At 70.4% G+C, this 19,129-nt stretch carries 13 protein-coding genes; 4 read left to right on the top strand and 9 right to left on the bottom strand.

All coding sequences use genetic code 11. The features are described 5' to 3' along the window. Window positions 1-137: 137 nt before the first annotated feature. The gene (locus tag ACIGZJ_RS27340) at window positions 138-1,538 is read right to left on the bottom strand and encodes an APC family permease (RefSeq protein WP_396459710.1); all 1,401 of its coding nucleotides are present in this window, start codon (window positions 1,536-1,538) and stop codon (window positions 138-140) included. Beyond that, window positions 1,535-2,413, bottom strand: a complete 879-nt coding sequence (locus ACIGZJ_RS27335) for a carbon-nitrogen hydrolase family protein (RefSeq protein WP_396459709.1) — start codon at window positions 2,411-2,413, stop codon at window positions 1,535-1,537. The genes ACIGZJ_RS27340 and ACIGZJ_RS27335 overlap by 4 nt, the downstream gene beginning before the upstream one ends. Window positions 2,414-2,606: 193 nt before the next feature. Between ACIGZJ_RS27335 and ACIGZJ_RS27330 the strand changes: the two genes are divergently transcribed. Beyond that, entirely contained in the window at window positions 2,607-3,503 is an 897-nt protein-coding gene (locus tag ACIGZJ_RS27330; protein WP_396459708.1) for a LysR family transcriptional regulator, read from the top strand. A 492-nt stretch (window positions 3,504-3,995) separates the two neighbouring features. Further along, window positions 3,996-4,820 (top strand): hypothetical protein, encoded by an 825-nt coding sequence (locus ACIGZJ_RS27325; protein ID WP_396459707.1) that lies wholly within the window; start codon window positions 3,996-3,998, stop codon window positions 4,818-4,820. 1,260 nt (window positions 4,821-6,080) lie between these two features. Here the strand turns inward: ACIGZJ_RS27325 and ACIGZJ_RS27320 are convergent. The 7 genes from ACIGZJ_RS27320 to ACIGZJ_RS27290 form a co-directional block, all read right to left on the bottom strand. Continuing rightward, window positions 6,081-6,986 carry a carbon-nitrogen hydrolase family protein gene (locus ACIGZJ_RS27320; RefSeq protein ID WP_396459706.1) on the bottom strand — a complete coding sequence of 302 codons (906 nt, stop codon included), beginning with the start codon at window positions 6,984-6,986 and terminating at the stop codon, window positions 6,081-6,083. Then, window positions 6,983-7,990, bottom strand: a complete 1,008-nt coding sequence (locus ACIGZJ_RS27315; RefSeq protein WP_396459705.1) for an ATP-binding cassette domain-containing protein — start codon at window positions 7,988-7,990, stop codon at window positions 6,983-6,985. The genes ACIGZJ_RS27320 and ACIGZJ_RS27315 overlap by 4 nt, the downstream gene beginning before the upstream one ends. After that, window positions 7,987-8,970 (bottom strand): ABC transporter ATP-binding protein, encoded by a 984-nt coding sequence (locus ACIGZJ_RS27310; RefSeq protein ID WP_396459704.1) that lies wholly within the window; start codon window positions 8,968-8,970, stop codon window positions 7,987-7,989. The genes ACIGZJ_RS27315 and ACIGZJ_RS27310 overlap by 4 nt, the downstream gene beginning before the upstream one ends. Beyond that, on the bottom strand, window positions 8,967-9,884 hold the full coding sequence (locus tag ACIGZJ_RS27305) for an ABC transporter permease (RefSeq protein WP_396459703.1): 918 nt from the start codon (window positions 9,882-9,884) through the stop codon (window positions 8,967-8,969). The genes ACIGZJ_RS27310 and ACIGZJ_RS27305 overlap by 4 nt, the downstream gene beginning before the upstream one ends. Then, window positions 9,881-10,897 (bottom strand): ABC transporter permease, encoded by a 1,017-nt coding sequence (locus tag ACIGZJ_RS27300; protein WP_396459702.1) that lies wholly within the window; start codon window positions 10,895-10,897, stop codon window positions 9,881-9,883. Before ACIGZJ_RS27300 ends, ACIGZJ_RS27305 begins: the two co-directional genes overlap by 4 nt. A gap of 2 nt (window positions 10,898-10,899) precedes the next feature. Continuing rightward, entirely contained in the window at window positions 10,900-12,501 is a 1,602-nt protein-coding gene (locus tag ACIGZJ_RS27295) for an ABC transporter substrate-binding protein (RefSeq protein ID WP_396459701.1), read from the bottom strand. Window positions 12,502-13,237: 736 nt separating this feature from the next. After that, window positions 13,238-13,402 (bottom strand): hypothetical protein, encoded by a 165-nt coding sequence (locus ACIGZJ_RS27290; RefSeq protein ID WP_396459700.1) that lies wholly within the window; start codon window positions 13,400-13,402, stop codon window positions 13,238-13,240. Between the two features lie 626 nt (window positions 13,403-14,028). On the opposite strand from ACIGZJ_RS27290, the gene ACIGZJ_RS27285 reads away from it, so the two are divergent. Both ACIGZJ_RS27285 and ACIGZJ_RS27280 read left to right on the top strand, forming a co-directional pair. Continuing rightward, window positions 14,029-16,497, top strand: a complete 2,469-nt coding sequence (locus ACIGZJ_RS27285; protein WP_396459699.1) for an Ig-like domain repeat protein — start codon at window positions 14,029-14,031, stop codon at window positions 16,495-16,497. 817 nt (window positions 16,498-17,314) lie between these two features. After that, the gene (locus tag ACIGZJ_RS27280) at window positions 17,315-18,628 is read left to right on the top strand and encodes a tyrosine-type recombinase/integrase (RefSeq protein ID WP_396459698.1); all 1,314 of its coding nucleotides are present in this window, start codon (window positions 17,315-17,317) and stop codon (window positions 18,626-18,628) included. Window positions 18,629-19,129 lie beyond the last annotated feature (501 nt).

Raw genomic sequence — 19,129 nt, 5'->3', positions numbered from 1 at the left:
GCCGTACGACGAAGGGCCGAGGGCGGTGGCGAGGTTGTTGTCGCTGTCCCAGCCCCCGGGTGCCTCCGGTCCGTCGGTGGCATCAGACAGGGACTGGGTGATGAGCTGCGAATGGCCCTGGCGGTTGCCGGGTCGGATCAGCCTCGGCTCCCCGCCCGGGGAGAGGAGCTCCGCGATGACTCTGCCGTGGCCGCGGTGTCGTCGTCGAAGGTCATCTCCGGTGCGGGCCGGCGGAAGCCCTTGGTCAGGACGGCCAGGTAGACGATGCCGATCGCCAGCCACACGCCGCCGATCTGGAGTGCGACGTGACCGAGCTTCGTGAGCAGGTAGAGGGAGACGACGGCGCCGATGGCCGGCATCACCAGGTACGAGAAGAGGCTGTGGGTGCGGCCGTGTCGGCGCTCTCGGACCAGGTGGGCGATCACGCAGACGTTCACCAGGGCGAAGCCGAGGAAGGCGCCGAAGTTGATGAACGAGGTGGCGGTGGTCAGGTCGAGGTTGATGGCGATGACACCGGCGGCCGCGGTCAGCAGCAGGTTCAGGACGGGCGTGCCGGTCTTCCCTGACAGTTTGCCGAAGACGGCCTTGGGCAGTGCGCCGTCGCGTCCCATGACGTACATGAGACGGGCGGCGGAGGCTTGCAGGGCGATACAGGAGGCGATGGATCCGGCGATGGTAACGAAGTTGATGGTCTTGGCGTAGGCCTGGCCGCCGACCTGGATCTTCAGGTGGTAGGCGGCCGCGTCGACGTCGGCGAACTTCGCGCCGGGGTGGACCAGTTGCATCACGAAGGACAGCACGATGAAGATCGCTCCGGCCGCGATGACGCAGCCGATGATGCCGCGGCCGATCGTCCTCGCCCCGCCCCTGGCCTCCTCGCCGAGCGTGGAGACGGCGTCGAAGCCGAGGAAGGAGTATGCGGCGATGGCGGCGGCCGCGGTGACCGCGCCGACCGAGGTGCCGGAGTTCCACAGGGCGTCCGTGGCGGGGGCGGAGGAGCCGTGCTTGCCGAGGAAGACGACGCACAGGGTGGCGAAGAGGACCAGCGACCCGAGGGCGATGAACATCAGGACCTTGTTGACGCGGTCCGCGAGCTTCATGCCGAAGACGTTGATGGCGGTGGTGATGCCCACCGAGACGATCAGCCAGGCCCACTTGGGGATCTCGGGGAACTGGGCGTGGAAGTAGATCGCCGTGATCAGCCAGCCGACCATCGGGATGAAGAAGTAGTCGAGCAGCATCGCCCAGCCGGAGAGGAAACCGATGCGGCTGTCGAGCATCTTGCGGGCGTAGGTGTAGACCGACCCCGCGCCGGGCACGGCTCGCGCCATCTTCGCGTAGCTCAGCCCGGTGAGCAGCATCGCGAGGGTTGCGACGGCGAACGCGGTCGGGGCCACGCCGCCGCTGGTGGCGGCGACCACGCCGAAGACCGTGACGACGATGCCCGGGGAGATGTAGGCCAGGCCGAAGAGGACGACTGAGAGCAGGCTCAGGTCGCCCTTCAGTCTCATGGTGTTCGCAGTCGTGTCGCTGTTCATCGTGGGGGCTCCTGGGTGGGGCAGGCGGGGTGCCAGGTGGCGGGGTCGATGCGGCCCCCGTAGAGCGGGAGTTCGAGGGCTGGGTCGCCGGGGCGGAATTGGTCCCAGATCCGGTTGAGGCCGGCGGTGCCGTAGCGGCGGACGTTGCTGACCTCGTCGAGGTCGATCACGTCGGTGAGGGTGGAGTCGCCGGCGTCGACGGTTTCGGCGCGCACCGTGCCCTGGGGGTCGATGACGAGGCTGCGGCCGGTACCGGAGGGGGCGGCGGAGTTGACGCTGGCGACGAAGACCTGGTTGGCGATGGCGTTGGCGCGGTTGAGGACGACTTCCTGCGCGCGGTCGCTCGTCGCCGTGCGGACCACGTTGACGATCAGCTCTGCGCCCATCCAGGCCAGGTGGCGGGAGATCTCCGGGAACCAGGTGTCGTAGCAGATGGAAAGCCCGATGCGGCCGACGCCGGCGAGGTCGACGACCTCGAACCGGGTGCCGGGCGTGGTCGTCTCGTACGGGCGCCACGGACAGATCTTGCGGTAAGCGGCCACGCGCTCGCCCTGCGGCGAGTAGACCGGTGTCGTGTTGTGGATGCGGTCGTCGGCGCCCTGTTCGTAGACGCTGCCGGGTATCAGCCAGATGCCCAGATCACCCGCGAGCTCGGCGAAGACCGCATCGCGTTTGCCGTCGAGCGGCTCGGCTCCCTCCTCGGGGGCGGCCGGGACGCCGGGGGCGTTCTCGCCGAGGTGAAGTTCGGGGTAGACGACGAGGGCGCCGGGTGCGTGGAGTTTCACGCGCCGCTCCACGTCGGTGGCAAAGCCCGCGAGGTCGTCGGCCGGGCGACCGGGCGCCTGGGCGAGGATCAGGGGCAGGGGGCGGGCCATGGGGGGGAACCAGCCAATCGAAAGGATTTGTACGACGAGAAGTCGACGGAGATTCGAGTGTCGATAACCGGATATTCCGGTGGGACCAGAATGCATCCAGCCAGCCATAGCCTCAAATACTTGGTAGGGTTTACTATCATGCCTTTGAGGCATGAAGGTGTCTGCCTCCTCCGTCTCCCGAGGGACCACCGCCATGGAAATCCGAGTGCTGCGCTACTTCCTGACCATCGTGGAGACCGGTTCCGTCACCAAGGCCGCCGAGGTGGTCCGCGTCGCCCAGCCCTCGCTCTCGCGCCAACTACGCTCCTTGGAAGGGTCGTTGGGGATGACGCTCTTCGACCGGGGCGGCAAGCAGATGGTCCTGACCGCGGCCGGCCGGCGCTTTCTTCCCCTGGCCCGCGACCTGGTCGCCCGCGCGGACACCGCCGAGGCCGCAGTCGGTGCGCTGGCCGCCGGGCGTGCCATGCGGATCACTGTGGCGGCGCCGCCCACCACCATCACCGACGTGATCGCACCGTTCCTCGCCACCTGGGGGCCGGAGGATCCGCTGGTCACCGTGCAGGCGGAGAGTCCGGCCCATGCGTACCAGGCCCTGGCGAGGGGTGCCGACGTCGCCATCTCCTCGGCACCTCCGCGGCGCCGTTTCGCCGGGCTCCCGGTGGCCCGCCTGCCGCTGTGGGCCTACGTCCGTGCCGACCACGTCTGGGCGGACCGGGACCGCGTCACCATCGGGGACCTTGCCGCGCAGCCTCTCATCGTCCTCACCTCGGCACACGGCACCCGCCGCATCCTGGACCATGCCGTGCAGGACGCGGAGGCCTCGTACGACATCGTGCTCGAATGCGACACCCCGCACGTCGCCCAGGCCATGGCGGCTTCGGGCCACGGTGTCGCGGTGGTCTCCGACGATCCCCGCTTCGACCTGCACCCCCTGCTGATCCTCGACAGCACGGGCGAACCGCTGCAGATCCACCTGCACGCGGCGTGGGACCCAGGTCACTACGCGTTGCGCAGCATCGAGGCATTCGCGGCCGGGTTGGCACGTTTCTGCGTCGAGCAGTACGGACCGCAGGTCGCCGCCCGCCATTGAACTGCAGCGACGACTACGGGCCCCCGACCTCACCAGGGCGCGAGGCGGCATGACCGCACGCCGGCCCGACGGCCGACAGACGGCGGAGAGGCGGATGCATGCCCGGCAGGCAGCAGTCCGGGCAGGCAGCGGACGGTGGCCCCGGTGCTCCCAACGCGGCAACCTCCCGCACGGCTGCCGGCTCCCGAAGACTGGACACCACGCCGCGGGCCGCGCGCAGGACGACCGCCAGCGGACGCGACGAGGTCCACCGGCGCGTCACCCGCCTCCTCTCGCCGGCCACAGCTGTATTGCGGAGGTAATCGATAACGATCCCGGCGCACACCTTGCGTCACGGCTCGCCTCCTCTAGCCTCCGTGCATGGCATTTCTCTCAAGCCGCCGCAGACGGGCACGTCTCGTCCTGGAGGTCGACGACCCTGCCCTCGGCCGGCTACTGAAGTCCCTCCAAGCGACGACAAGTACAGGAACGATCGGAGCGACGGACCTGTTCATGGGCCAGATATCCCGTCTTCTGGACCAGAGCAAGGCCGACTGGGACCGCCGCACACACCAGCTCTCCGTGCTGGCATGCTGCCTGTCCGAGTCGCACGGGCCCCGTGGCTGGGCCGCTCGTGAGCCTCGCAACGCGAGCGCGCTCGTCCTCTCCGCATGGGTGCAGCTCGAACGCGGACGCGCCCGGGGGCGTCTGGAGGACGCGGCCGGCATCGCCGACAGCTGTCTGCGCGCCGCCGAACTGGCGCCGGAGGACCCGACTCCCTGGGTGGTCCTCTTGGGACTGTCCCGGCTGGAGCGCCGCAGCCAGCGGGAGGCGTTCGGCGTCTGGAACGAGGTACTGGCCCGCGACCGCTGGAACCGCGAGGCGCACCTGAGCATGCTGCGCTACCTGGGGCCCGAGGAAATGGGATCGCGCGTCCAGGTACTGGACTTCCTCGATGCGGTCCGCGCCAGCACACCCGCGAACGCGCCCTGCGCGGCCACCGAGCTCACCGCCCACGTTCTGCAGTACCACTCCGTCCTCACCCGGGGCGGCGTCGAGGCGCTGCTGGCACGCCACCGCTGGTCCCACGCATCTGCCGCCCAGACCCTCGACCGTACGGCACACACCTGGGCCCGGCCCGGGTTCCTCCACCACGCGGCGGCCCTCGCCGACCTGAACCTGCTGGCCTACGCGCTGACAGCCGCCGACCGGCGCAGCGAGGCCCGTCCGGTCTTCGACGCGATCAACGGTACGGTCACGGCCTGGCCCTGGAGCGTCGGCGGCGACCCAGTGTCCGAGTTCGAGAAGGCGCGGGTCAGGAGCGGGACCGGCGAGTGAGTTACGGGGGCCCTGATCCCTGGGGCAAGGCGGGCGGACAGCTCGTCACATCATGAACGGGTGGCGCCGGCAGGTCGCCGTCCTCACCTGCTAGGCGGCCCCGGAGACGGTGGCCGCGTCGACCAACAAGCTCAACTCGCCGTTGTGGAAGCGATTCTGGTGACGACCAGCGCCGACGCCAGGGCGGCACGGGGCAAGGCGTCCACGGCGCCGGTGTCGCCGTTCCACGACCGGCAACCGCGGGTCCGGCGATGGGGTCGCGGGTCGAACCGCACTGCGTGTCAGCTCTGACGACCAGTCCAGGGACGGCGGGAATCAGGTGGCGGCCGATCTGGACCGGGTCGATGCTCGCCGGCGGCAGGAGCTTGCCGCACCCCGATCATCTCTGACGCTCTTGAGGCCGTGGCGGCGCCGGGCGTGACGAGTTGAAGCGCCACTCGAAGGCGGACTGCGGCGACGCGGCCGCCGCGCGCAACGCGAATGCCGCGTCATCGACGGGGTACGCCGGAATTCGCCCCGAACGTCAGCTGGCTGTAGGGAGAAGGGTGGGCTCAGGACACCACGAACGGGCCCCGGCCGGGCGGCGTGAGGTCGCGCGGCCGGACCGGCCAGGGCGCAGCGCACAGCCAACCTGCTTGTCTCCGTTCGCGCCGGCTGGTCCGGGTGGCCCCGTGTCGGAGGTCGCGGGGCCACCCCCGCTCTTGGGCAAGCCGAGGGCCCGGCGCTGCGGCCGGGTGCTCCAGGGCCCTTGAGTCGATGGTCGGCGGCGATGTCGTCGGGTCAGGTATCCGGTCAGGGCAGTGCGGGCAGGGAGTCGAGCACGGCGGTCGGTGGCGCCAGGGCCAGGTGGTGGAGATTCGCAGGCGGATTCAGCGGGTTCCGCGGCTGATTCCTGAGGCGGAGGTGCCGGGAGGGCAGACCGGGCGGTGCATGCCTTCGTCCTGGTCGAACAGAGCAGATGGGCACCCCGACGGGACCGTTCACGGCGGACGATGGTGCGGGGTGTCAGCCCTGCTCGGGAAGGACGAAGACGGTCCTGCGGCCATGGCCAATGACGGAGCGTCAGCCTGAGAGACCGGGTCCGGATCCCGCCTCGCCACACGCCGCGCACGCGGGCGACGAAGCGGGTGGGGTACGCGAAAGTGCCTTCCGGCTGGAACGATTGGGGCCTTGGACAAGCCTCATCGTTACAGCTCAGAAGGCACTTTCGCTTTCCGGTCGCGACCTAGGATGGAACGCGCAGGCGGGTCGCTGCTGCGGTCAGTGGGTTTCGACAGCCTCGATCGGGGTGTGGAGGGGGCCGAGGCCCCGCATGACGGCGCCGGCGTCGTAGCCGAGCAGGGCCGGGGGGAAGGGCGGGGCGGCGTCGCGCAGTTGCTTCCACAGGGCGTTGAGTCCTGCGGTGCCGTGCTCGCGGACGGTGGAGACCAGATCGAGGTCGAGGAAGAGCGTGAGGAACTCCTCTCCGCTGCCGCCCTCGGCCAACAGGCGGCCCTCGGGATCGGTGACGACGGATCGGCCGGTCCCGAACAGCGCGCCGATGTTGGGGTTGACGACGTAGACCTGGTTGGTGATCGCGTTGGCGCGGGCCAGGACGATTTCCTGCGCGCGGTCCGAGGTGCGGGTGTACGTGGGCTGGAGGATGACCTCCGCGCCCATCCAGGCCAGCGTCCTCATGATCTCCGGAACCCATCCGTCGTAGCAGACGGCCAGGCCGAACCGGCCGATGCCGGGAATGTCGAAGACCACGTGCTCGTCGCCGGGCACCGACCGCTCGTACGGCATCCAGGGGAAGAGCTTGCGGTAGCGCGCGGCGATCTCGCCCTCCGGCGAGATGGCCAGCGCGGTGTTGTGCAGTTGGTCGCCGTTGCGCTCGGGGATCGTGCCGGGGACGATCCACTTGCCGGTCTCGGCGGCCAGTGCGCACAGCCGGTCGGTGAGCGGCCCTGGAATCTCCTCGGCGACGCGCTCGATGTAGCCGGGCGGCGGCGGCGCGTCGAAGCTGCCCATCCCCGTCAGGTAGTACTCGGGGAAGACCAGCAGGTCCAGGGCCAGCATCGAGGAGGCCAGCGTGCGGACCTCGCGCTCGAACTTGGCGAAGGTGGCTTCGGGGTCGTTGGGCACGGGCGCCACCTGCGCGGCGGCGATCCCGACGATGCGGCTCACTGGCTGCTCCCTGTGCTATTCGGTGCGCTGGGTTCGGATGCGGGTGCGGCCGCCGCGCCGGATGCGGATACGAGTGCGGGCGTTGCTCCCGCCGGCAGGTCGGCAGAAGCGTCACTGGCCGACGCGCCGCCGCCGGGGCCCCCGGCAGCACCGCCCCCCGCCTCGTCGCCCGTCTCCGCGCCGCCCACCAGGGCGGCCCGCCCCCGGCCGGGAACGGCGGCGATCAGCGCCCGGGTGTAGTCCGCCGCAGGCGCGTTAAGCACCTCCTGCGCCGGCCCCTCCTCGACCAGCTGGCCTGCGTTCATGACGCCGATCCGATCGGCCAGGTGCCGGACGACGCCGAGGTCGTGGCTGATCAGCAGGTAGGCCAGACCCCGGCGTTGCCGCAGGTCGGCGAGCAGGTTGAGCACCTGCGCCTGGACGGACACGTCCAGCGCCGACGTCGGCTCGTCCAGCACCAGCAGCACGGGGTCCATCGCGAGCGCCCGGGCGATCGCGACGCGCTGGCACTGGCCGCCGGACAGCTCGTGCGGCCGCCGCGCGAGGAATCGGTCGGCCAGACCGACCGACGCCAGCAGCGCCGAGACGGCCTCGGCGCGGTCGGCGGCGGTCAGGCCGGGCTGCGCGAGCCGCAACGGCTCGTCGACCAGCCGGGCCACGGTCATCCGCGGGTTGAGCGCGGCGAACGGGTTCTGGAAGACGATCTGCACCCGCCGTCGCAGCGCCCGCAGGTCGCGGCCCCTGGCCCGGTCGAGCCTGACCCCTTCCAGCGCGACCTCGCCGGCCTCGGGCCTGAGCAGGCCGAGCACGGTCCTGGCGAGCGTCGTCTTCCCGCAGCCGGACTCGCCGACGACGGCGTACGACTCGCCGGGTGCGATGCGGAAGCCGACCCCGTCCACCGCGCGGTGCCGGCCGTACGTGACGACCAGGTCCTGCACGCGCAGGACGGCGGGGACGCCGGAGACGTCAGGGGTGTCGGTGGTGCGGGGGGTATCGGGGATCACGCCGCGACCTCCGGATCGGCGAAGTGACAAAGGGCCCTGCGGTCGCCGGGCAGCGATCGTGCCGGGGGCGGCGTGCTGCGGCACAGGTTGGCGGCCTGCGGGCAGCGGTTGGCGAAGACGCAGCCGGTGACGGCCAGCACGTCGGCCGGGACCTCGCCGGGCAGCGAGGCGAGCGGCGCGCCGTCGCCGTCCACGGTGGGCACCGCGCCCAGCAGCGCCTTGGTGTACGGGTGCGCGGGGGCGGTGAACACGTCCTCGACCGGCCCGGTCTCGACCACCTCGCCCGCATACAGCACGGCGACGCGGTCGCACAGGTCGCGGGCTTCGCCGAGGTTGTGGGTGATGAACAGCACCCCGAAGCCGTGCGCGTGCTGGAGCCGCAGTAGCAGCCGTCTGACCTGCTGGGCGACGGTCACGTCGAGCGCGCTGGTGGACTCGTCCGCGATGATCAGCCGCGGCTCGCAGGACAGCGCCAGGGCGATCATCGCGCGTTGCAGCATGCCGCCGGACAGCTGGTGCGGGTAGCTGCTAAGCACACGGTCGGTGTCGTGCAGTTCGACCTCGGCGAGCAGTTTCGCGGCGCGGGCCCTGGCCTGCTCGCGCGAGCCGCCGCGGTGGCGCCGGATGACGCGCTCGAACTGGGTGCGCAGGGGGCGGACCGGGTCGAAGGCGGTCGCCGGGTTCTGGAAGACCATGGCGATCGCGCTGCCGCGCACTGCGCGCAGCTGTGACGGCGGCGCGCCGAGCAGTTCGAGGCCGTCCAGCCGGATACTGCCGCGGGGCCGTGCGGCGGGCGGCAGCAGGCCGAGCACGGCGAGGCCCGTGAGGGTCTTGCCGCAGCCGGTCTCGCCGACGACGCCGAGGGTCTGCCCGGGTTCGACGGTCAGGGTGACGCCGCGCACCGGCCGGATCGCGCCGCCGGACCGGCCACCGGGCCGTGGGAATTCGATCGTCAGGTCTTCGACGGTCAGCAGTGTCATCGAGTCACCGCCCTGGGGTCGAGGATGTCGCGCAGCGCGTCGCCGAGGACGTTGAAGGCGAGCACGGCCAGGAAGATCGCCGCGCCGGGCAGCGCGGACAGCCACCACTGCGACAGCACGTAGCTGCGCCCGTCGGAGACCATCAGGCCCCAGTCCGGCGTGGGCGCCTGCGCGGCGAGGCCGAGGAAGGCCAGCGACCCGGAGGCGAGGATCACCGTGCCGATGTCGATGCTGGCCTGCACGACAATCGGCGCGGCGGCGTTCGGCAGCAGGTGGCGGGCCAGGATGACGGTGTCGGACAGGCCCAGTGCCCTCGCGCCGTCGACGAACGGACGGTCCCGCAGCCCGGCGGCGAGGCCGCGGGCGAGCCGGGTGTACCAGGGCCACCAGGCGATGGCGAGGGCGATGCCGGCGTGCATCAGGCTGGGCCCGAGCATCGCCGCGATCACCATGGCGAGCAGCAGCGGCGGGAACGCCAGGAACATGTCGGCGATCCGCATGACGGCCTCGTCCAGCCGCCCGCCGCGGTAGCCGGCGAGCAGGCCGAGCGGGACGCCGACGGCGACCGCGAGGGCCACTGTCAGCAGCGGCGTCAGCAGCGCGGGCCGGGCGCCGATGATGATCCGCGACAGCACGTCGCGGCCGAGCGGGTCGGTGCCGAGCAGGTGGCCGCCGGTGCCGGGCGCGAGGTTGCGGTGCGCCACGTCGGCGACGCCGCGGCCCTGGTCGGGGAAGGGCGCGAGCCAGGGGCCGAAGACGGCGACGACGAGCAGCGCGCCGACCAGGACCACGCCGACCAGCGCGAGCCGGTCGCGCAGCAGGGCGGTGACGATCCGGCGCAGGCGGGTGGGCGTGGGGGTGTCCGCGGTGCGGACGGCGTCGACCGGGCCGGTGGTTGCGGCGAGGAGCGTCATGCGAGCCTCACCCTCGGGTCGAGCCGGGCCTGCACGATGTCCACGGCCAGGTTGACCAGGATGTAGGCGGCGGCCCCGAGGACCGTGACGCCCATGATCGCCGGGTAGTCGGCGTTGAGCAGCGCGGTCGCCGCGAACTGCCCGAGGCCGGGCCAGTTGAAGACCACTTCCACGAAGAACGCTCCGGTCAGCGAGTAGGCCAGGGTCAGGCCCGCGACGGTGACGACCGGCGGCAGCGCGCCGCGCAGGGCGATCCGGCCGACCGTCATCCGCTCACGCAGCCCGTAGGCGCGGGCGGCGCGGATGTGGTCGGCGGCCAGCACCTCGATCATCGAAGCGCGGGTCATCCGGGCGATGACGCCGATGGGGTACGCGGCGAGCGTCAGCGCGGGCAGGACCAGGTGGGTGAGGGTGTCGGTGAACCCGGGGGCGTTGCCGGTGAGCAGCGCGTCGACCAGGTGGAAGCCGGTGATCTTCCGGATCGGGTCGGTGAATTCCAGGTCCGGGTCGTTGCGCCCGGTCAGCGCGAACAGGCCGAGCTGCCCGAACACGGTGACCTGGAGCAGCAGTCCGAGCCAGAAGGCCGGCATCGACACGCCGCCGATGGCCAGCATGCGGATGACGTGGTCGGCCAGCCGCTGCTGCCGCACCGCGGCGATCACGCCGAGCACGATGCCGAGCAGGAGCGCGACGGTCATGGCGGCGGTCAGCAGTTCGAGGGTGGCCGGGAGCCGTCCGAAGATCTCGGAGGTGATGGGCTGCTTGGTGCCGATCGAGATGCCCCAGTCGCCGCGGACCAGTCCACCGAGGTAACGGGCGTACTGCACCGGCAGTGACCGGTCCAGGCCCAGCTGGTGGTGGATCTCGGCGATCTGCTCGGGCCGGGCCTTCGGGCCGAGGTAGGCGAGGGCCGGGTCGGCGGGCACGACGCGGGCCAGCACGAAGGTGACGACGGTGGTCCCGAGCAGGACGGCGGCCGCCGCCGCAGCCCTGCGCAACAGGAAGCGCCCCATGCTCAGGCCCCCGCGCGGGTCAGGTCGTGGAAGAAGTAGTTGGAGGAGTAGTCCTGGTTACAGGCCACGCCCTTCACGTTCTTCGGCACGACCAGCGGGTTCGCCACGTCGTAGAGGAAGAAGCCGGGCGCCTGGTCGTACAGACGGTTCAGGGCCTGGCCGTACTCGCTCATGGCCTTGGCGTTGTCGGTCGCGGTGTCGGCCCCGGCGTCGTCGAGCAGCTTGTCGTACGTGCTGTCCTTCCAGTAGCTGAGGTTGAAGGACGGCTTGTCGCTGGAGTGGAACAGCGAGTACAGGTTGTCCGAGCCGGCGTCGGAGTAGGTCGGCCAGTACAGCAGCAGGAAGATGTCCTGCGCGGACTTCGGGTCGGCCTTCGCGCGGTCCCACTGCTGGTTGAACAGCAGCGCCTGGACGTTCGCGGTGACCCCGATCTTGGCGAAGGCGTCCTTGATCAGCGGTGTGAAGCGGGCCTGGGCCTGGTTCTCCGCGGCGTAGGTCACGTTCAGGGTCAGGCCCCCGCCGTCGGGGTAGCCGGCCGCCGCGAGCAGTTCCTTGGCCTTGGCGAGGTCCTGGTGGTACTGCGGGGTGCTGTCCGAGTAGGGGAAGACGCCCTGCGGGACCGGGCCGCGCGACTGCGTGCCGAAGCCGTGCGCGCCGACGGTGATGATGTCCTGGTACGGGATGGCGTACGACAGTGCCTGCCGGACCCGGACGTCGTCCAGCGGCTTGCGGGTGGTGTTGAAGAAGCCGACGTAGTCCGAGGCGGTCTGACAGGTGGTGACGGTGAAGCGCCCGTCGTTCTTGAACTGGTCGATGTTCTCCAGCGGCAGGCTGCTGGCCAGGTCCGTCTGGCCGCTGGTGAGCATCTGCTGCTGCACCACGGACTCCGGGGTGATGGTGTTGACGACGGTGGTGTAGGAGTCCTTCTTCCAGCCGTCCCAGTAGCTCGCGTAGTTCTTGAGCACGACGCGCTGGCCCGAGGTGTACTCCCCGATCGTGTAAGGTCCGGTGCCGCCGTCCTTGCCGGAGTCGAAGTACTTCGGGTCGGCCTTGGCAGCGGCCAGCGCCTTCGGGCTGACGATCCACGCCCCGTACATGCTGGAGGCGATCAGGTCCATCGGCGCGGCGTGGCTGAGCTTCATCACGACGGTCTGCTCGTCGGGCGTCTCGACGCTCTTCAGCGGCGCCCAGATGAAGCTGGCGCCGCCGTGGTCCGCGGCGGCCTCGACGGACGCCTTGACCGCGGCAGCGGTCAGCAGTTCGCCGTCGTGGAAGGTGACGCCGGCGCGCAGGTGGAAGGTCCAGGTCAGCTTGTCGGGGCTTGCCTCCCACGAGGTGGCGAGCGCCGGCCGGTAGGGCTGGGCGGAGCCGGCGGGGTTCTTCCACAGCAGCGGCTCGTAGACGTTGGCCAGGTAGAAGACCTCGGTGGAGAACGACTTCACCGGGTCCCAGGTGGTGACGTCGGCGGTGGTCGCAACCTTCAGGACGGCCGACGAGGCGGACTTCGATCCTGCGGAGCTGCTGCAGGCCGAGGCGGACACCAGGGCCAGGCTCAGGGTCAGGGTCAGCGCGCAGGTCGAGGCTCTGGCACGGCGCAGGGACATATCGGGCTCCTCGAAATCCAGCCGCTTGCGGCCGGTGCCGCCGCGCTGCTGTGGGGGTTGCGCTGAATCCTGCTGGCCTCTCACCATGTCGTCCAATGCCTGTTCGTGCTGCGTTGCATGCCTCGGAGGCATTGCGGAGATCAGGCACCGTGCACGGCACCGGACGCTGTTCGTTGCCCGGCCACCGCGCGAGATCCGCAGGCGGAGGGCCAGCTGGGGCTGCGAGCCGCCCGACCACACCGGGGGCCGGCCGCGGCTGACGGCGGCCGGGCGGCCGTTTCCTGCCGATCGCGCGGGACCGCGCGCCGCGACACCGCGCGGTAGAGCGGCGGGGAGGGGAGATCGAGCCGGCCACACCGGTGACCATGCCACCGACCTGAGCGCCCCGCTTGTCGCGCAGATGTGAGCGGACGTGGGGAAGCTCAGCGTCGAGGAGGTGCCGCCCTCCGGCGCCTACGCGGTGCCATGCAGCGAGGCTTGGCGAGCTCCACGGCACCGCTGCCGGAACAGCCGCGGGGTGACGAGGGAATCGCCAGGCTGTCGCTGAAATCGCCGCACAGCGATACCTGGCTGCACGGGGCCGACCAGTTGAACTGGTCGTTGTCGCTGAGGGCTTGGTACGTGGCGCCGTTGGGCAGCATCGCCGTGGTGATGCCGCCGCCAACGGGCCGCACCGGTACTGCCAGGTCTTGCCGGTCGTGTCGGCGGTCGCGGTGATGCCTCGGTTCGCCGGGTTCTACTGCATCGCGTCGGCGAGCATCGTCAGGTCGACCAGCTGGCACTCCGGCCGCCTGATCTGTCGTGAAAGCAACAGCTCGCCCACGAAGAGCGCCTCGGCTGCCTTCTTCGTGGAGCCACGGTCGTAGACCGCGATGACGTAGCGCCGCTGCCTGACCTGCAACTATGCCTCCAAGGCAGGCGCGGGTGCACACTTTTGGCATTGGACGGCACGGTGAGCGGCCAGCAAAATACCCGCAACCCCCACAGCAGCGCCGCGGCCCCCGCCGACGAGCGGCCTGCACATCCTCCTGGAGCCCTCCATGTCCCTGCGCTCCGCCCCGGCCCGACCTGCGACGTTTCCCAGCCGCTCGGATTGACCCCGTTGTCTGCTGCCTCGGTCTGCCGTGGGAGCGAAAAGGAACGGGATGCTGCGTCGGCCAGCCAGAAGGCGATGGTCACAGCAGACCTAACCCACCCACTGCCCTGAGCGATGCCGGCCGGCTGAGGAAGGGCAAGGCGAGCAGCTCGTCACCTTCCCCCTCGACGCTCGACCTTGCCCGGTTGGTGCCTACGACACCGTCAGCCTCAGCGCCGGGCGAAAGCGCCTGCGCGACGTAGCACTCCCGTTCCCGCCCGCCCTTCCAGGCCATGCGGCGGCAACATCGTGCGCCGCCTCGGCCCGCTCGGCGGCCCGACGGAACGACCACGGCGCACAAGAGCGACGACGACGCCACCCCGCCATCGCTACTCCGTACCCAACTGCCCCTGTTCGCACCCGACTCCTCAGCCCCCACCCAAGGAGGAACCATGAACCGAAGATCAGCCGACCGCAGCCGCTGGCGTCGCTCGCTCCTGCTGCTCAGCGCAGGAGCGCTGGCGGCCACCGGCCTGATCGCCCCGCTGCCCGCGGCAGCGGCCACCGCCAACCCGGTACCCGGTGACCCGCTGACCGGTAACGGCGCCGTCTCGCGCACCCTGCTGCCCTACAGTCAGCTGACGACCTCCCAGAACCCCAGCGCCCCGGTCGACGATGCCGCCTTCGCCCCGCCTGCCGCTGCCGCGCCGCCGCAGTTCACCTTCGAGGGCACCCTCACCCTCACCAACCCCGCCGGCAGCGGAGGGTTCAAGAGCATCAAGAGCTGCACCGGCTGCGGCAAGCACCTGCCGCCGATCAGCCTCGACCTCGTCCAGAACGGCAGCTACCTGATCCCAGCGGTCCAGGGTCTGACGATCACCGGCGACACGCAGTCGGGCTCGACGTACAACCTCATCGTGGGGCCGGGGCGCGCGTGGTCGGAGAACGGTGACACGGGCACAGCCGGGACGTTCTCCCGGGCGTCCCTGCCGTTCGCGCTCGTCGACCGCAACCAGAACTGCGCCCACAACGGCGAGCTCAGCTTCCTGTACAACGCGACCTCGGTCTCGAACGTCGCCTACCAGGTGACGGCCGAGACGTGCGCGCTGCACCAGTTCGACATGTGGGGCCAGCTCGCCGCGACCTACAACGCGCACACCGTGCCAAACGACATCGCACTGGAGAACGCCGAGGCGGCAGAGGTCGGAAACCGCATGCCGACCAAGCCGCTGTCCGCCCTCGCCACCGACTATCCGGCGGCTGGGCTCAATCTCGCCACCTTCGGCAGCGGCATCACACCCTCGGCGATGACCGCCTACGGAGTGGTCTACAACGGCGTGAACTACGTGGCGGACGGCGCGTCCGCGAACAAGGGCTGCCAGACCCGCTACGGCACCTACGCCTTCTGCAAGGACATGCGCCTGCCCTCCTACTCCACGGCCAAGTCGGCGTTCGCCGGACTGTCGATGGCCAGACTGGTGAAGGACTTCGGATCCGGTGTCCCGAACCTCAACCTCAAGGACTACATCCCCGAGATGGCGTCCAGCGGCAACTGGAACTCCGCGTCGGTCACGTTCAACAACGCCGCCGACATGGCCACCGGGAACTTCAACTCGGAGCTCTACGAGAGCGACGAGAACGGCGCCAACACGACCAACTTCCTCAATGCCGAGCCCTACGGGACCGCGACGACCGGGAAGATGGGCTACGCACTGGGTTACGCCCACCACCCGGGCGAACAGGGCTACACCTGGGCCTACCACAGCGTCGACCACTTCCTGCTGGCACAGGCCGAGACCGGATACCTGCAGTCGCAGCGCGGACCGAGCGCCGACCTGTTCAACCTCATGCGCGACGAGGTCTACACGCCTCTCCACCTCACCGCCGGCACCCTGACCACGGAGCGCACCGACAACGCCTCCGCAGCCGGAACCTCCCCGACGACCGGCCGCCCGTTCGGCTCTCACGGACTCTTCTGGACGGCCGACGACATCGCCAAGCTCGCGACCTTGTTCCAGAACAACGGTGCTGCCGGCGGGACACAGCTCGCGGACCGCGGACAGATGCTCGCCGCCATGCAGCGCAGCAGCACCGACACCGGCGTCGCCGCCGTCAGCACGGACCTGTCCGGTCACGGTGACGGGACGGCCGCGTCCGGCGGCTACCGCTACAGCAACGGTCTGTGGGCCTACCCCACGACCGGCCAGGTCCCCGGCTGCGGACTGCGCGTGCCGTTCATGTCGGGGTACGGAGGCATCACGATCGCGATGATGCCCAACGGCGCGACCTACTACTACGTCAGCGACAACAACGAGTTCGGCTGGGCCTCGACCATCGCGGAGCTCAACAAGCTCTCCCCGATGTGCGCGCCGACCACCACCACCGTCACCGCCTCACCCGCCACCGTCACCACGGGACAGCCGGTGACGCTGACCGCGACCGTCGGCGCGGCCACCCGCTCGTGGGCCGCGACGGGAACCGTCCAGTTCCGGGACAACGGCGTCAACCTGGGGACCCCGGTGGCGCTCGGCTCCACCGGCACCGCCTCCTACACGACCACCTCCCTGGGCTCGGGCCCGCATTCCATCGCTGCCGTCTACACCCCGGACCTGTCCAACGACACCGGCACCGCCTCGTCCCCGTTCCAGACCACACTGACCAGCTCCTGCTCCAGCACGGCCACCACCTGCAAGGTGGTCAGCACCGCCGGTCTCAAGGTCGGCGACGCGATCGGGATGGGCAGCGCCACGGCCACCGACGACACCCACGTGATCACCGCTCTCACCCCGACGTCGATCACCTGGGTCGGCGCCTACCAGCGGGCCAGCCACAGCAGCGGCCAGCCTGTCTGGCTGCAGAACACCGCCGGCGGCGGCTTCGCGGGCAGCACCAGTCCCGGCGTGGGGGTGACCGTGTCCTGACCCGGAAAGCGCACCTCCAACAAGGCTGCTGAGAAGTGGTCCCCGGTCTCCGCGACCGGGGACCGCTCCGGCGTAGGCCGACGCTGTCCCGGTGCGGCCTCGGACGGCCTGCGCGAACTGCCGGTCGCCCGTGACCATGCGGGCGTGCTCCAGGAGTCCGGCCTCGATTTCCACCGCCGTCGCCGTACCGACGACCAGGTCCATCGCGTAGCCGTCCTCCGGCGCGACGAGGCGGCCCACGCGCGCGCATCGCTGCCGGAGCGAACGTGCCGCTCTCCCGGCAAGTCCGAGCACGCACCCGTCGAGCTCGGTCTGCTGGCCGAAGAAGAGAGACGCCGCTGGAGGCGACCTCGACGACCCCGAGAACTGGGACGACGCATAGGCCGAAGAACACCAGAACCGCAGCCGCGAACGCTTCGCACAGCTCGTCCGCGAAACCGCCGCCCACCACCGCGACCGCCTCGTCTGACCCACCTCGCCCTCGGACGAGGGGCCGGCCCGACCAACCGACGCCAGTTACTCCGTGTAGCCGTACCGGTGTCGTGTCCTTACCCTCCCTTTGGTCACAGAAATGACCAAAGGGGCTGGAGGATGGGACCGCCGACGGCCAGCCGACGACCTGCGCCAGTCATTCTGCGGCTCACCCGGCGGCCCGCACGGGGCGCCGCCGGCCGACCCGGCTGCGACCACCGCGCGATCACCACCGGCAAATCATGCCTCTGACCTGCGGCCATCCCCTGGATCGGCGACAAGGCCCCCCCGACGAGCCGAACGAGACTGGAAGCAGCTCCCCGCCCGAGCCTTCGAGGTGATCATCATGCGACGCTCCGACGATCGCGGCCGGAGATACCGGCACTGCGGCTGCCGTGACCACAGCCGCCGACAGCTCGGCGCCCGCTGCCCGCGCCTGGCCGCCGACCCCGACCACGGCACCTGGACCTACGCCGTCGACGTTCCCTGGCCCGACGACCGGCGCCACACCGTACGCCGCGGCGGCTACGACAACGAGCACTCCGCCCGCGCCGACCTGCGCCGCTTCCTCGACGGCAAGGCCTTCGGCTACAACCCGGACCCGCGGCAGAGCACGGGCGAATACCTGCTCGCCTGGCTCGCCGTCCAGGAGCAGTGGCTCAAGCCCACGACACTGGCCCGCTACCGCGCCTATGTCCTCCAGGACCTCGTGCCCGCGCTCGGCCGCATCCCCTTCGACGACCTCGCCTACGAGCACATCGACCACTACGCGCGCACCCAGCTCAAGGCCGGCCGCGGTCGCGTCACCGTCCACCGGATCCTCGCCACGCTCTCCAGTGCACTCGGCGCGGCCGTCGTCCGCCACCGGCTCGGCCACAACCCCGCCAAGCCCGCCGTCATCCCCCGACCGCCCACGCCCGAACGCCGAATCTGGACCCCCGACGAGGCCGTCCGCTTCCTCGACTACGCAAGGGAGCACGACCCGCTGTTCGCCCACCTCGTCGAGCTCATCATCAACACCGGCATGCGCAAAGGCGAAGCCCTCGGACTCCACTGGGACGACGTCCACCTCGACGAGGGCGTCCTGTTCGTCCGCTACACCCTCTCCGCCGTCGACAACTCCTACACCGTCCTCACCCCGCCCAAGACATCGAGCAGCCTCAGCTGGATCGCCATCAACGACCGCGCACGCCGCGTCCTCGAGGGCCTCGCCGACCACCATTTCCTCGGTGTCGCGATCCCCGCCCACGGCTACGTCTTCCAGCGCCACGGCCGGCCGCTCAACCCCACGTCGGTCCTCAAGCGGTTCCAGAAGCTGTGCGACAAGGCCGGCGTCCCCCGCATCGCCGTCCACGACCTGCGCCACCTCGCCACCACGCTCGCGCTCAACGGCGGCGTCCCGTTCGTGATCGTCTCCAAGACCCTGCGCCATCGGACCCTGTCGACCACCGCGAACATCTACAGCCACCTCACCCGGCAGGCGGCCCGCGAGGCGGTCGACGCCATCGCCCGGCTCCTCGACTCCGCCGAACTCGCCCGGCATGCGACCGAAAACCCGGATCGGCCACGGAATCTGATCGACCAGTTCCGCGACCGCCTCGCGGAGCGTCAACGCCGAGCCCGCCACGAACGCCCAGCTCACGCACCCGTCCCACTGTGACCGGCGCGACCACCATGCGACCACCACGTGACAAAACGTCAGAAAGGCCGCTCCCGCCAGAAGCGGAAACGGCCTACGACCTGCTAATTCGCAAGTCGGGACGACAGGATTTGAACCTGCGACCCCTTGACCCCCAGTCAAGGGGTTCAACTATTGTCGGCAGCCGAGGCCTCAAGGCCTCGGCTTCTTTGTTGCTGAACTACCCTGGGGTACAAGTGGGTTGGGACTTCCCGATGGAAACGGCGACGCAGAGAGCTGACAGTTGCTCAGTGTTTACTTCGTGCAGAAGTATCCGTTTCGGACCATGGGCGCCCATAGGCGCTCATCGGGTGTGGTCCCAAAGTGGTCCCCAGGCCGAGCGCCCCGCCACAGTTACTGCCCGTGATCGAGACCTGTCGGCCCTTCAGCAAGCGGCGTCGCACCTGCCCGACTGCCCCTGCGTCGATGCCGTCGGCCGGCCCGCGGGGCCCGGTCCTGCGGGCGGATCATGGTCGCTTACCC

The sequence above is a fragment of the Kitasatospora sp. NPDC052868 genome (assembly GCF_044547105.1).
GTDB lineage: Bacteria > Actinomycetota > Actinomycetes > Streptomycetales > Streptomycetaceae > Kitasatospora.
This window is presented reverse-complemented; position numbering and strand designations above follow the sequence as displayed.